At 63.9% G+C, this 14,368-nt stretch carries 7 protein-coding genes; 4 read left to right on the plus strand and 3 right to left on the minus strand.

Annotated elements, in window-relative coordinates:
- Window positions 1-144 precede the first annotated feature (144 nt).
- The 3 genes from FQ705_RS01725 to FQ705_RS01735 form a co-directional block, all read right to left on the minus strand.
- A complete protein-coding gene (locus FQ705_RS01725) occupies window positions 145-1,569 on the minus strand; it encodes a cytochrome c (protein WP_144137748.1) in 1,425 nt (474 codons plus the stop codon).
- 20 nt (window positions 1,570-1,589) lie between these two features.
- On the minus strand, window positions 1,590-3,191 hold the full coding sequence (locus tag FQ705_RS01730) for a GMC family oxidoreductase (protein ID WP_144137749.1): 1,602 nt from the start codon (window positions 3,189-3,191) through the stop codon (window positions 1,590-1,592).
- 113 nt (window positions 3,192-3,304) lie between these two features.
- Window positions 3,305-3,895 carry a sugar dehydrogenase complex small subunit gene (locus FQ705_RS01735; protein ID WP_144137750.1) on the minus strand — a complete coding sequence of 197 codons (591 nt, stop codon included), beginning with the start codon at window positions 3,893-3,895 and terminating at the stop codon, window positions 3,305-3,307.
- Window positions 3,896-4,078: 183 nt separating this feature from the next.
- Here FQ705_RS01735 and FQ705_RS01740 point away from each other — a divergent pair, with 183 nt between their 5' ends.
- The 4 genes from FQ705_RS01740 (at window position 4,079) to glgB (ending at window position 14,299) form a co-directional block, all read left to right on the plus strand.
- Complete coding sequence (locus FQ705_RS01740; protein ID WP_144137751.1) at window positions 4,079-4,744, plus strand: DUF1345 domain-containing protein; 666 nt, start codon at window positions 4,079-4,081, stop codon at window positions 4,742-4,744.
- A 441-nt stretch (window positions 4,745-5,185) separates the two neighbouring features.
- Complete coding sequence (locus FQ705_RS01745) at window positions 5,186-8,638, plus strand: maltotransferase domain-containing protein (protein WP_144137752.1); 3,453 nt, start codon at window positions 5,186-5,188, stop codon at window positions 8,636-8,638.
- A complete protein-coding gene (gene treS / locus FQ705_RS01750; protein WP_144137753.1) occupies window positions 8,635-12,096 on the plus strand; it encodes a maltose alpha-D-glucosyltransferase in 3,462 nt (1,153 codons plus the stop codon). Before FQ705_RS01745 ends, treS begins: the two co-directional genes overlap by 4 nt.
- Complete coding sequence (gene glgB / locus FQ705_RS01755; RefSeq protein WP_144137754.1) at window positions 12,089-14,299, plus strand: 1,4-alpha-glucan branching protein GlgB; 2,211 nt, start codon at window positions 12,089-12,091, stop codon at window positions 14,297-14,299. Before treS ends, glgB begins: the two co-directional genes overlap by 8 nt.
- Window positions 14,300-14,368: the final 69 nt, after the last annotated feature.

Consider the following 14,368-nt stretch of genomic DNA (forward strand, 5'->3'; position numbering starts at 1 on the left):
CCCGATAATAATGCGGCATCCCGGTGCATGTATGCGCGGTGCCGATCGTAACCTGACGCACGGGCACGCGAGAATGACGGAAATCAACGCCGAAAGAGCCTGTTTCCGGGAGTCCTTACCGGAAATAGGCCCTTTACGCGGTCGCTATTGCTGTGTGCGTAGACTGGCTACCTGATCGACAGTCAGCGTGGACTGAGGATTGCCGAACTGCCGGGTCACATAGTTGGTGATGGCGGCGATCTGGTCGTCGGTGAGTTGACTGCCGAACGCCGGCATCAGCACGTCCGCCTGTTTCGTCGTGCGACGCACGCCGTGCAGGATCACCAGCGCCAGATTGTTGGCGTCGCTCGCTCCCACTACTGAGTTGTGAATCAGCGACGGATACGCTCCCGGCGCGCTCGCGCCCACACCCTGTCCCGTCCAGCTGTGGCAAGTCGCGCAATTGGCAACGAACAGCTGCGCGCCATTCACCGCATTGATTTTCGTGCCGCGCAGCGCGGTAACGTCGTCGGCCGGATTGCCCCATTGATCGCGCGGACGCGATTCGCCGCCGCTGATCGGAGGCACCGAGCGCAGATACGCGACGATCGAGCCGAGGTCTTCGTGCGTCAGATACTGCGTGCTGTCGGCCACCACTTCGGCCATGGGGCCGGCCGCGTTGGCGCGGCCGGGCGCCGCGCCGGTCGACAGATACGACACCAGTTCGTCGTCGCTCCAGCCGCCCACGCCGCTCGTCTTGTCCTGCGTGATGTTGTATGCGTGCCAGCCGGCCTGCACTGCGCCGGAGAAGCGCGCGCCCGTCTTCAGGCCCTGCGTGACATTGCGCGGCGTATGGCACTCCTCGCAGTGCGCGAGACCCTCCACCAGATACGCGCCGCGATTCCACTCGGCGCTTTGCTTTGGATCGGGTACGTAGCGGCCTTCGGTGAAGTTGAACATGTTCCAGAACACCATCAGCCAGCGCTGGTTGAACGGAAACTTGAGGCTGTTGCCCGGCGGCGCGTAGTGGATCGGCGCCAGCGTGTTCAGATACGCGCGAATCGCCAGCACATCGCGATCAGTGACCTTGGTGTACTCCGCATACGGAAACGCCGGATACAGCCGCTCGCCGCTTTTGCCGATGCCTTCATGCATCGCGCGCAGGAAATCGGCGTCGCTCCATTGGCCGATGCCGGTGTCCGGATCGGGCGTGATATTTGGCGTGACGATCGTGCCGAACGGCGTGTTGATCGGCAGGCCGCCCGCGAACGGGCGCGTTTTGTCTGCCGTGTGACAGGCCGCGCAATCGCCGGCACGTGCGAGGTATTCGCCGCGTTTGACCAGATCGGCACCGGCTGCGGTCGGGGCGGTCGCGGTGGCGTCGTTGGCTTGCAACGCATCGTCGGCGCGAGCCTGGGTGATCGGCAGTTCATCGCTGCGTCGCGCGCCTGGACCATGCGCTTCATACCACGCGACATACAGCGCGAACAGCGAAAACAACGCCGCCAGCGTCGCGACCGTGAAGCGCCGACGACGCGTGCGCGCAACGAGCGCTTCGAGCGGCGGCACGCGAGAGGTGTTCTTCGTCATGGTGGCTCTCCGTTCGGGGCTCAGATTTCGCGCTTGAGCTTGTCGGCCAGTTTCATCGACAAAGCCGCGATCGTCAGCGTGCAATTCACCGAGGCCGCGGTCGGCATCACGCCGCTGCTGGCAATGAACAGGTTCGAATGATCGTGCGTGCGGCAGTCGGCATCGACCACCGAATCACCCGGATCGTTGCCCATGATCGTGGTGCCCATGATGTGATTGTTGGGCGCGAAGGTGTCGTCGAACGAGACCTCGGCGCCGCCGAACAGCGCGGCGATCTGCGCGTACAGATCGTGCGTGTTGGCCGCGCTTTTCTTCACGTAGTCGTTGATCGAGTAGTAGATCTCCGGCTGCGGAATACCGAGCGCATCCTTGTGATCCGCCGACGGCACCACCCGATTCTGCGGCTCGGCCAGATGCTCGTGAAAACTGTTGATGTTCAGCGTGCGCGCCGCGCGGTCGCGAATCTGCCGATCGAGTTCAGCGCCCGTGAGGCCTTTTTTCAGAAGCTCGGCAGTCACGCCCATGGTCGGCACGCCGTTCGACAGATGCAACTTTTTCGCCGCGTAATCGGAGCGGAACGCGCCGTCGCGGAAGTTGACGATCGAGGTCATCTCCATCGGGCCGCGTCCGGGCCACAAGGGTTCATTAGCGAGAAAAGTCACGCCCGTGCCCGGATGGTCCATCAGATTGCGGCCCACCTGATCGGAACTGTTGCCGACGCCGTGCGGGAATTTATCCGAGGTCGACATCAGCATCAGCTTGGGCGTTTCGATGCCGTTTGCGGCGAGCACGAACAGCTTGCCCGTCACGCGTGTGCTGTTGCCGTTCGGGTCCTTGTAGTGGACGGCTGTGATGAGCCCTTTATTGTCCGCTTCGACGCGATACACCACCGCTTCGGGAATCAGTTTCGCGCCGGCCTGCTCGGCCTTTTCCGCGTGCACGACCCCGTTGTACATCGCCGCAATCGGGCAGATCGGCATGCAGTTGTTATTGCCGCAGCAAGTGGGCCGCGCATCGTACGGACGACTGTTGCGCGCCACCGGTTCGGGTACGACCTTGAAGCCTTGCGCGTTGAGCACGTCGCTAAAGCGCTGATCCATGTACGACAGCGGAAGCTGGCTCATCGGATAAGGCTTTGAACGCGGCGAGCCGAGATCGACCGAATTGTCGGGACCAGATACGCCAAGTTGCGCCTCGGCCAACGAATACCACGGCTCCAGCGTTTCATACGGATAGGGCCAGTCGCGCCCCACGCCGTACAGCTTGTGCAACTGGAAGTCCGAGGGCAACAGCCGCCACGCAGCGGCGGCCCAGTGCCAGGTCGTGCCGCCCACCAGCCGCACGTACTGCGAGTTGTACGGATAGTCGCCCTTCTGGATCAAATAGTTGTTGGCGGGGGCGTACTCGGGATGTGGCGCGTAAGGCGTCGACGGATACGGTGTCGCGAAATCGGACTTGGCCGGCGAGTTGCGAAAGTTCTCGACGATCTGCCAGCGTGGAATGCGCGGCCCGGCTTCCAGCAGGATCACCGAGGCGCCGGCCAGCGCCATCTGATGCGCGACCAGTCCACCCGCTACGCCCGAACCGACCACGACGATGTCGGCGGAATTTGAGTTTGCCATCGCTGCCCTCTTTACTGGCTTATCGTTACTTGCTGGCTTTGCGCGCCTTCGTCCCGTCGTGCCGGATCAATTACCGGGTCAAACGATCGCGGCACGCGCAAGAGGCACGTCGTTCAGGCGCCTACCGGCTTATGCGACCAGTAGAACGGCACGTCGCGGCAATAGGATGGAACCGTCAACACGTCCTTCACGGGTTCGAACATGAGCGCTTTCTCATAGGCCACCACCTCGATATGCGGCGAGTCGCCGACGAGGCCGAGATACCACGCGCGCATGATCGCGCTAACCGATTTGGCCAGCGCCGGCTGTTCGGCCTGCAAGGCCTGCGTGACGGTATCGGATGGCACACCGCCATGACCTTGCAGCCACGTGTTGAGCGCGGCGACGTTCTGCGTGAACTGGCTGTCTGATCGGGAAAGCGCTTCATAGACGCGTTTGCCGAGCACGGTGTCGAAGTCCGACCGTCCGGTGAGGCGTTGCGAGAGCGCAAGGAATGCATCGAGTCCGCCGCCCGCGGGCACGTCGGCGTAGGCCGCACCGATCCACGAGAACGAGCGGCCGACGCCGGCAAACGCGAGCGCTGCGGCAGCAGCGCAAGCGCCGAGCACGAAGGCCCTGCGCGAGGCGGAAATGGAAACTGACGACAACCCGGCCGAATGCGTCACTTCGTGGTGCGCATCATTATTCTCAGGAACATCTGTCATGGGGACTCCAGATGGTGAGTCGACGACGCGCACGACGGCCAGCTAGCCGCCTGCCAAACGCCTTTCAACTGAAAGCGCCGCGCAAGGCCGTTGCGGGAGACTATAGCCTGTGATCCGTCCATTCGACAAATGGTGCCCGAAGCCCGAGTAGAATCCGCGACACCGACAGCCAAACTTCATTCCATGTTCACGAAATATTATCCCCAGGTTTTCCGCAATCGCCCGCGCATGCTGGTCGGCCTCGCGCTCGGCATAGTCGCCGCTCTGCTGCTTGCACCCGCGCACACGCGCCCGGTCGTGCGCGTGCTGATGGGCTGGGACGTCGCCATCTGGAGTTATCTGTTCATGATCTGGCTGCACATGGCGCTCGCCGACGAAGGCCGCGTGCAAGAAACCGCCCGGCGCGACGATGAGAACGCCGGGGTCGTGCTGTTCATCATCTGCCTCGCCACGGTTGCGAGTGTTGTGGCGATCGTGCTGGAACTGGCGTCGGCCAAAGGCACGGCGGGCGCGTCCACGGTCTGGCATTACGTGCTCACGGGCTTCACGATGTTCGGCGCGTGGTTCATCATCCCGACCATCTTCACGCAGCACTACGCGCGGCTCTACTACGACACCGACTTCAAGGAAACCCCACTGCTGTTCCCCGACCATGCGTTGCAACCGGACTACTGGGACTTCCTGTATTTCTCGTTCACGATCGCCGTCGCTTCGCAAACCTCCGACGTGGTGCTGCGCTCCCGTTCGATTCGCCGCGCCGCGCTCGCGCAATCCGTGCTGTCGTTCTACTTCAATGTCGCCGTGCTCGGTTTGTGCGTGAACATCGCGGCGGGTCTGCTCGGCTCCTGACTTGTCCGTAGCGAAACGCAAACGCGCCCAGCAGGCGAACTCCGGCCAGTTCGCCTTTTGCGGTCACCCAGGATCGCTTCGAGCCGCTCGCGTGTAAATCCCGGACGACCGCCGCCCGTTTTACACAAGAACGAGGCGGCGCTCCGAATCTTCCTCTTTCTGCCGTGCGACGCCCCCTACTGCGGGGTCTGCACTTGCCTCCTCGTCCGCCCGCCAGAGCCGCACGGGCACAGCGTTTGCTGCATCTTGCGAGGAGTTCTGACCAGCCGTGCAGCCGACGCCTGGCGTCAAAGCACCCCTAACTGGCCAGCGGCGTGACGATCTTTGCACTACATTGACCAGTACGCGCCTTCGCTGACGCATGCTCTGGAAGCCCAATGAGCGCTGTGATCGCATGCCAATTGCATCCACACCGCAGCAGGACGAATCTGGAAACGACCGATGGAATCTCCAAACGGGAACGCGCCGCGGATTTACTTTTTTCATTCACTTCTGGTTGGACCGCTTGCCGCATGGCCTGCGCAGTTCGCTCACGCGGCCGCGCTGGGCTTCGATCATGCGCTGATCGGCAACCTCTTCGAGCCGGGCCAGGCTGGTCACGGGCAGGTAGTCGGCAATCACGGCCGGCTGCATCCCGTGTTCGAGGCCGCTCAGCCCGCCACCGAGGCAATCCGCTCGCTGGCGGACGCCGCCCGTCCCCATGGCTTGACCTTGCTGGCCGATCTGGTGATCGACCGGATGGCTGCGGACGGCGCGCTGTACGCCGAGCATGCCGACTGGTTCCATCCGTTCGAGTCTGAAGAGGCGCGCCTCGATCCGCGCCATGTGCATCGCGAAGATAACGTCGCGTATGCCAACTTCGACGACGCGGGTAGCCGTGCCGCACTGGTCGGCTGGTGGACCCAGCAGCTGGTGGCGCTCGCCGATGCCGGCGTGGGCGGCTTCCGCTTCGACTCGCCGCATCGCGTGCCGGCCGACGTCTGGCGGCAACTGCGCGACGCGGTGCGTGCAACGCATCCCACGGTGCGCTTTCTGGCCGCTACGCCCGGGCTCTCCCGTGGCGATTTGCCTGGTCTCGAAGGCGCTGGCTTCGACAGCGTGTTTTCGTCGATCCGCTGGTGGGATTTCCGCGCGAGCTGGATGGTGGAAGAGCACGCCGCGCTGGCGCGAATCGGCGCACCGATCGCCTTTCCCGAAGCACCCTATGGCACGCGCCTCGCCGCCGACCTGGGCGACGCGCACGATGCCGCCATTGTCGAACGGGCTTACCGGCGCGCGCTATTCGCGTCGGCTTCGACCGGCACCGGCTGGATGATGCCGATGGGTTTCGAGTACGGCATCGCCGAACCGATGTCGCAAACGCGCGGCGACGCCGCGCAGTTCGCGCGCGCGGTTCAGGCAAAACCATTCGATCTGTCCGAGCGCATCGCGCATGTCAACGAAGTCGCGCGCCGGACGAAGACGCTGCACGCCAACGGGGAATTGCGCCCGTTAAGCGGGCCTGGCGCGCCCGCCGCCGTGCTGCTGCGCGCCGATCAGCCCGATCTGCGCGACGCCGACGAAGCGATCCTCATCGCCATCAACCCGGAATTGGGCGCGCCGGTGCGCGTCGATCCTGCACGTTTTCTCGCCGGCGTACCGGGCAACTTCACGCGCTTCGTGCCGCTCGACGCGCCCGGCCATACCTCGCCCGCCACCTTGACGCCCTTCACGCTCGCAGCCGGCGCCGTGCGCCTGTTCCGCGCCGTGAAGGAAAAACCCATCTGCCTCGCGCCGCCGATCGACAAGTCGAACAGCAAGCGCAGCGGCCGCAAGACGGTGGTCGAAGCGCTCAACGCACCGCGCGTCGCCATCGAAAGCGTGATGCCCACGGTCGACAACGGCCGCTTCCCGGTCAAGCGCAACGTCGGCGAACGCGCCGAGATCAGCGCCGCGATCTTCGCCGAAGGTCACGACAAGATCGCCGCCGCCGTCATCTGGCGCGCCGCCGACGAAACCGCCTGGCACGAAGTGCCGATGGCGCCGGCGCAGCCCGCCGGGCTCGACATCTGGACGGCGCGTATTCCGCTCGAACGCATGGGCCGCCATGAGTTCACCGTGATCGCATGGCGCGACGACTTCGCCTCGTTGACCGAGCACGTGCAGAAGAAGCTGAAGGCGGGTCAAACTGTCGAGCTCGAACTGGACGAAGCCTCGCATCTGTTCGCCCTGGTGCTCGCCGAAGTGGAGACCGTGGAAGGCGCGGTCAAGGAGCCGCTCGAACATATCGTCAAGGTCTTCGCCAAGGCCGACCCCGAAACCAGGCTTGCACTGCTGCTCGCGCCAACCACGGCGAAGGCGATGACCGCTGCGCGCCATCGTCCGTTCCTGAGCCGCGACCCGATCGTCTACCGGATCGACGCGGAACGCACCGCCGCGCGCTTCGCAAGCTGGTACGAGATCTTCCCGCGTTCGATGAGCGACGACGAGTCGCGTCACGGCAACTTTGCCGACGTCACGAAGAAACTGCCGCGCATCCGCGACATGGGTTTCGACGTGCTGTACTTCCCGCCGATTCATCCGATCGGCGTGGCAAACCGCAAGGGCCGCAACAACACGCTGAACGCCCAGCCGGGCGACGTCGGCAGTCCGTACGCGATCGGCGGAGTCGAAGGCGGCCACACCGCCGTGCATCCGCAACTCGGCACGCTCGACGACTTCAAGGCGATGCTCGCCGCCGCGCACGCGCACGGCCTCGAAATTGCGCTCGACTTCGCCGTGCAGTGTTCGCCGGATCATCCGTGGCTAAAAGAGCATCCGACGTGGTTCGCATGGCGCCCCGACGGCACGCTGCGTTACGCGGAAAACCCACCGAAGAAGTATCAGGACATCGTCAATCCGGACTTTTATGCGCACGACGCCAAGCCCGATTTGTGGCTCGCCCTGCGCGACGTGTTCCTGTTCTGGATCGAAGCGGGCGTGCATATTTTCCGCATCGACAATCCGCACACCAAGCCGCTGCCGTTCTGGGAATGGGTGATCGGCGACGTGCGCTCGCGCTATCCAGACACCATCTTCCTTGCCGAAGCGTTCACGCGTCCGCGCATGATGAACCGGCTCGGCAAGATCGGCTTCTCGCAGTCGTACACGTACTTCACGTGGCGCGAGTCGAAGCGCGACTTCATCGAGTACATGACGGAGCTCACGCAAACCAGTGCGCGCGATTTCTACCGGCCGAATTTCTTTGTGAACACACCGGACATCAATCCTCGCCATCTGCAATCGCAGGGACGCACGGGCTTTCTGATTCGCGCGGCGCTGGCCTCGACGCTGGCCGGTTTGTGGGGGGTGTATAGCGGATTCGAACTATGCGAGGCCGCCGCGCTGCCCAACAGTGAGGAATATCTCGACTCCGAGAAGTACCAGCTGCGTGCGTGGGACTGGAACCGGCCAGGCAATATCGTCGGCGAAATTACGGCGCTGAACCGCATTCGCCGCGCTAATCCGGCGCTGCAGACGCATCTCGGCCTGACTTTCCTGACCGCGCACAACGACCACATATTGTGCTTCGAGAAGGCCACGGAAACGCGCGACAACGTGATCGTCGTCGCGGTTAATCTCGATCCGTTCAACGAACAGGGCGCGGACATCGAATTGTCGTGGGACACTTTCCAGCGATGGAACCTGCACGACCATGGCGCGCTGGAAGTAACCGATCAGATGACCGGTGCCCGCTTCGAATGGCACGGCCGCTGGCAGCATGTACAACTCGGCTCCGGCCAGCCGTTTTCGATCTGGCGCATCGCACCGCTCGGCGGCCTGCCCGCCGAACGTCCCGATGAAGCCGACAGCGACTCCAACGGCGCCTATCACGCAGACGCTGGCAACCCAACCCCAACGGAAGGTGCGACATGAAGCGTGAAGATCCAGCCCAAACCACGTCGCAGGCCAATACGAGCGTTGCCACCAGCAACGCCGCCAAGGCGCGTTCGCATCGCCGCGGCAAACCCGCGGCCTTGAGCGACGATCCGCTCTGGTACAAAGACGCGATCATCTATCAGGTGCACATCAAGTCGTTCTTCGACGCCAATAACGACGGCGTGGGCGACTTCCCCGGCCTGATCGCGAAGCTCGACTACATCGCCGAACTCGGCGTGAATGCGATCTGGCTGCTGCCGTTCTATCCGTCGCCACGGCGCGACGACGGCTACGACATCGCCGATTACCGCAACGTACATCCGGACTACGGTCAGCTTTCCGACGTGAAGCGCTTCATTCAGGAAGCGCACGCGCGTGGCATTCGCGTGATTACCGAGCTGGTGATCAACCACACGTCGGACCAGCACCCGTGGTTCCAGCGCGCCCGGCGCGCGAAGCCCGGCTCGAACCATCGCAACTTCTATGTGTGGTCCGAAACCGATCAGAAGTATCAGGAAACGCGGATCATCTTCATCGACTCGGAGCCGTCCAACTGGACGCACGATCCGGTGGCGGGCGCCTATTACTGGCATCGCTTCTACTCGCACCAGCCCGATCTGAACTTCGACAATCCGGCGGTGCTGAAAGAGGTGCTGCAGGTGATGCGCTTCTGGCTCGACATGGGCATCGACGGGCTGCGGCTCGACGCGGTGCCCTATCTGGTCGAACGTGAAGGCACCAACAACGAAAACCTGCCGGAAACGCACGCGATTCTGAAGAAGATTCGCGCGACCATCGACGCCGAGTATCCGAACCGGATGCTGCTCGCCGAAGCGAACCAGTGGCCGGAAGACGTGAAGGAATATTTCGGCGACGAAGACGAATGCCACATGGCGTTCCACTTCCCGCTGATGCCGCGCATCTATATGTCGATTGCGAGCGAGGACCGCTTCCCGATCACCGACATCATGCGGCAAACGCCGGACCTCGCCGAGACGAACCAGTGGGCGATTTTCCTGCGCAACCACGACGAGTTGACGCTCGAAATGGTCACGGACTCCGAGCGCGACTACCTGTGGAATACCTACGCGAGCGACCGTCGCGCGCGCCTGAATCTGGGCATTCGCCGCCGCCTCGCGCCGCTGATGGAGCGCGACCGACGCCGCATCGAGCTGATCAATTCGCTGCTGCTTTCCATGCCCGGCACGCCCGTGATCTATTACGGCGACGAACTCGGCATGGGCGACAACATCCACTTGGGCGACCGCGACGGCGTGCGTACGCCGATGCAGTGGTCGTCAGATAGAAACGGCGGTTTCTCGCGCGCCGATCCTGAACAACTGGTCCTGCCGCCCGTGATGGGCGCGCTCTACGGTTTCGACGCGGTGAACGTGGAAGCGCAAAGCCGCGACCCGCACTCGCTGCTGAACTGGACGCGCCGCATGCTGGCCACGCGACGCGCCAAGCAGACTTTCGGACGCGGCACGATCCGCTTCCTGAAGCCGGAAAACCGCAAGATTCTCGCGTATCTGCGTGAGATGCCAGGCGAGCCGCCGATCCTGTGCGTGGCGAATCTGTCGCGCGCACCGCAAGCGGTCGAGCTCGATCTGTCCGAGTTCAACGGCTCGGTGCCGATTGAAATGACCGCCGATTCGGTGTTCCCGGCAATCGGCCAGCTGACCTATCTGTTGACCTTCCCGCCGTACGGCTTCCTGTGGTTCATGCTGTGTCCGGGCGGCCAGCGTCCGACGTGGGCACAGGCACATTCGGAGCCGCTGCCGGAATTCGTCACGATCGTGATCCGTGAAGGCCAGGTCGGGCCGACGCCGGAAAACGTGCGTCTGCTCGAATCCGAAGTGCTGCCTTCGTGGCTCAGCCGGCGTCGCTGGTTTGCGTCGAAGGATCAGAAGCTGAATGCCGTGCGGCTCGCGGCCCTGACCACGATCCCGAATGGCGGCTTCGCTTTCACCGAAATCGAAGCGGACGTGGGCAAGCATACCGAACGCTACGTGGTGCCGATTGCGATCACGTGGGGTGGCGAAACCACCTTCCCACTGTTCAAGCAACTGGCGCTGGCACGCGTGCGACGTGGCCGCAACGTCGGCCACCTGACGGACGCGTTCGCGCTGCCGATCTTCGCTCACGGTGTGATGCGCAAGCTGCGCGAACGCGCGGTCGTGCCTACCGTGCAGAAGAGCGAGATCCGCTTCATTCCAACCGAGCGCTTCGACGAACTCGGCGAACTCGGCGAGCGTCCCGAGATTCGCTGGCTCGCGGCGGAACAGAGCAACAGTTCGCTGATCATCGCCGATGCCGCCGTGCTGAAGCTGGTGCGCCGCCTGGTGAGCGGCATCCATCCTGAAGCGGAGATCAGCCGTTATCTGACGCAACTCGGCTACGCCAACACCGCGCCTTTGTATGGCGAGGTGGTGCGCGTCGATCCCGAAGGCGTGCCGCATACGCTCTGCATCCTGCAAGGCTTCATCGACAATCAGGGCGACGCGTGGAACTGGTCGCTCGACTATCTGCGCCGCTCGGTGGACGAACTCGCGATTGCCGTCGACACCGAATCGCAAAGCGCCCCGGACCGCGACAACGAAGCGATTCTGGTGGAAGGCTATAGCGAGTTGGCGGGCATCATCGGCAGGCGACTCGGCGAGTTGCACGTGGCGCTCGCCTCGCCGACCGACGACCCGGCCTTCGCGCCCGAACCGGCCAGCGACGAGCAGGTGAAGGCATGGGTCGACGGCACGCAGGCGATGTTGGCCAGCGCGCTCGATCTGCTCGCGCCACGCATCGAGCAGATGAGCGACCCTGAGTCCAAGGCACTTGCGCAAAGTCTGATCGACCGTCGCGCGGCACTGGTCGACGCCGTCGACAAACTCGTGTCCGCAAATGTCGGTGCGCTGCGTATTCGCATTCACGGCGACTTCCACCTGGGTCAGGTGCTGGTCGCGCAGGGCGACGCCTATCTGATCGACTTCGAAGGCGAGCCCGCGCGTTCGCTCGAGGAACGTCGTCAGAAGTCGAGCCCGTTGCGCGATGTGGCCGGTTTGATGCGCTCGCTGTCATATGCGAGCGCCGCGGCGCAATCCACCACGGAAAGCGCGCCGCAGCAAACCGCCGATCGCAAACGTGCACTGTTCGAGCGTTTCCGCGCGCACGCCACGCAGAAATTCCTGAGCGAATACCGGGCCGCCGCTGCCGACTCCACCACGCCGCTGGTCGCGCCGGAAGCGGAGCAGGCCTTGCTCGATCTGTTCCTGATCGAAAAAGCCGCCTACGAAATCCGCTACGAAGCGGCCAACCGTCCGACGTGGCTCGGCTTGCCGGTACGCGGCCTCGCTGCGCTCGCAAGCCGTCTGTTGGGCGACACCGGCGCTGCGGCAGATTCCTCAACCCCGGCGCCTGGCGCCGCCACACCGCCTAACCCGGCCGAGGGCGACTATGAGTGAGCATGATCCGGCCGCAGGCCTCCAACCGCTGGAAATCGACGCGCTCGTCGAAGCGCGTCACCCCGATCCTTTCTCGCAGCTCGGGATGCACCACACGGACGCGGGTCCGGTGGTGCGCGCGCTGTTGCCGAACGCCGCGCATGTCAGCGTGATCGCGCGTGCTGATGGTTCGCTACTCGGCGAATTGGAACAGCTCAGACCTGGACTGTTTGCCGGTCGTGTCACTTCGGCCGCGCCGTATCGGCTGCGGATCGACTGGCATGGCGTGGTGCAGGAAATCGAGGACACGTATTCGTTCGCGCCCGTGTTGGGCGACGAACCGCTCGGGCGTCTTGCGGGTGGCGATCCCTACGCGGTGCTCGAATGCCTCGGCTCGCGTCCGATGGAAGTGGACGGCGTGCCCGGCGTGCGCTTCGCCGTGTGGGCGCCGAATGCACGGCGCGTCTCGGTGGTCGGCGACTTCAATGCGTGGGACGGCCGCCGTCATCCGATGCGGCTGCGTCATCAGGCCGGTGTGTGGGAATTGTTCGTGCCGCGCGTCGGTCCCGGCACGCGCTACAAGTACGAGTTGCTGTCGCGCGACGGTCATCCGCTGCCCTTGAAAGCAGACCCGTGCGCCATGCAGACGGAAAAGCCGCCCGGCACGGCTTCCGTGGTTGCGCACGTCCACGAGATCGAGGATTTCGCGTGGACCGACCACGACTGGATTCAATCGCGTGCCGGGAAGCAGACACCGCGCGCGCCGATTTCGATCTACGAAGTGCATGCCGAATCCTGGCTGCGTGTCGCCGAAGAAGGCCAACGTGGGCTCGACTGGGAAGAACTCGCCGACCGGCTGCTGCCCTACGTGAAAAGCATGGGCTTCACGCACGTCGAATTCATGCCGATCGCCGAGCATCCGTTCGGCGGTTCGTGGGGTTATCAGCCGCTCGGGCAGTTCGCCCCGTCCGCGCGTTTCGGCAAGCCCGAGCAGTTCGCCAGCTTCGTCGACAAGGCGCATGAAGCCGGACTCGGCGTGATTCTCGATTGGGTGCCCGCGCACTTTCCGAACGACGCGCATGGGCTGATCGACTTCGACGGCACGCCGCTCTACGAGCACGCCGACCCGCGCGAAGGCTACCACCAGGACTGGAACACGATGATCTACAACCTCGGCCGCAACGAGGTGAGCGCGTTCCTGATCGCTTCGGGTCTGGCGTGGCTAAAGCGCTATCACGTCGACGGCTTGCGGGTGGATGCGGTGGCGTCGATGCTGTATCGCGACTACTCGCGCGCCGCCGATCAGTGGGTGCCGAATATCTATGGCGGCCGTGAGAATCTCGAATCGATCGCGTTTCTCAAGCGGTTGAATCACGAAGTCGGCTATGTGCCGGGCGTGCCGGGTGCGATCACGATCGCCGAGGAATCGACCGCGTGGCCGGGCGTCACGGCGAAGGTCGAAGACGGCGGCCTCGGCTTCCAGTTCAAGTGGAACATGGGCTGGATGCACGACACGCTGCACTACATGGAGGAAGATCCGGTCTATCGCCAATACCATCACCACAACATGACGTTCGGGATGGTCTACGCGTACTCGGAGCGCTTCGTTCTGCCGCTCTCGCATGACGAAGTGGTGCACGGCAAAGGCTCGCTGCTCGGCAAGATGCCCGGCGACAGATGGCAGAAATTCGCCAACCTGCGCGCGTACTTCGGCTTCATGTGGACGCATCCGGGTAAGAAGCTGCTCTTCATGGGCGGCGAATTCGGCCAGATGGCGGAATTCAACCACGACGCCTCGCCGCATTGGCATTTGCTCGACGACGCGCACCATCACGGCGTGCAGATGCTGGTGCGCGATCTGAACCGTCTGTATGGCGAAGAGCCCGCGCTGCATGTGCTCGACTGCGAACCGGGCGGCTTTGAATGGCTGATCGGCGACGACAGCGGCAACAGCGTATTCGCTTTTCGCCGCACCGATGGCGCGGGTCGCGAACTCATCGTAGTCTGCAACATGACGCCGGTGCCGCGCGTCGGCTATCGGCTCGGCATGCCGCGCGAGGGACGCTGGACCGAAGTGCTGAACACGGACGCCGGCGTGTATGGCGGTTCGAACATGGGCAACGGCGGCCTGATTCATACCGAGGCCAATCCGAGCCACGGCTGGCCGCACTCCGCTTCGCTGACGCTGCCGCCGCTCGCGACGATCGTGCTGCGCGCGGATTGAAGCAGGTGCTGTAGGCGAGCGCGCGGCTTCCTCAAGGCCGCGCGCTCGTCGCATGAAGACCCACGATAG

The sequence above is a fragment of the Paraburkholderia sp. BCC1884 genome (assembly GCF_900996225.1).
In the GTDB taxonomy this organism is placed as follows: domain Bacteria; phylum Pseudomonadota; class Gammaproteobacteria; order Burkholderiales; family Burkholderiaceae; genus Paraburkholderia.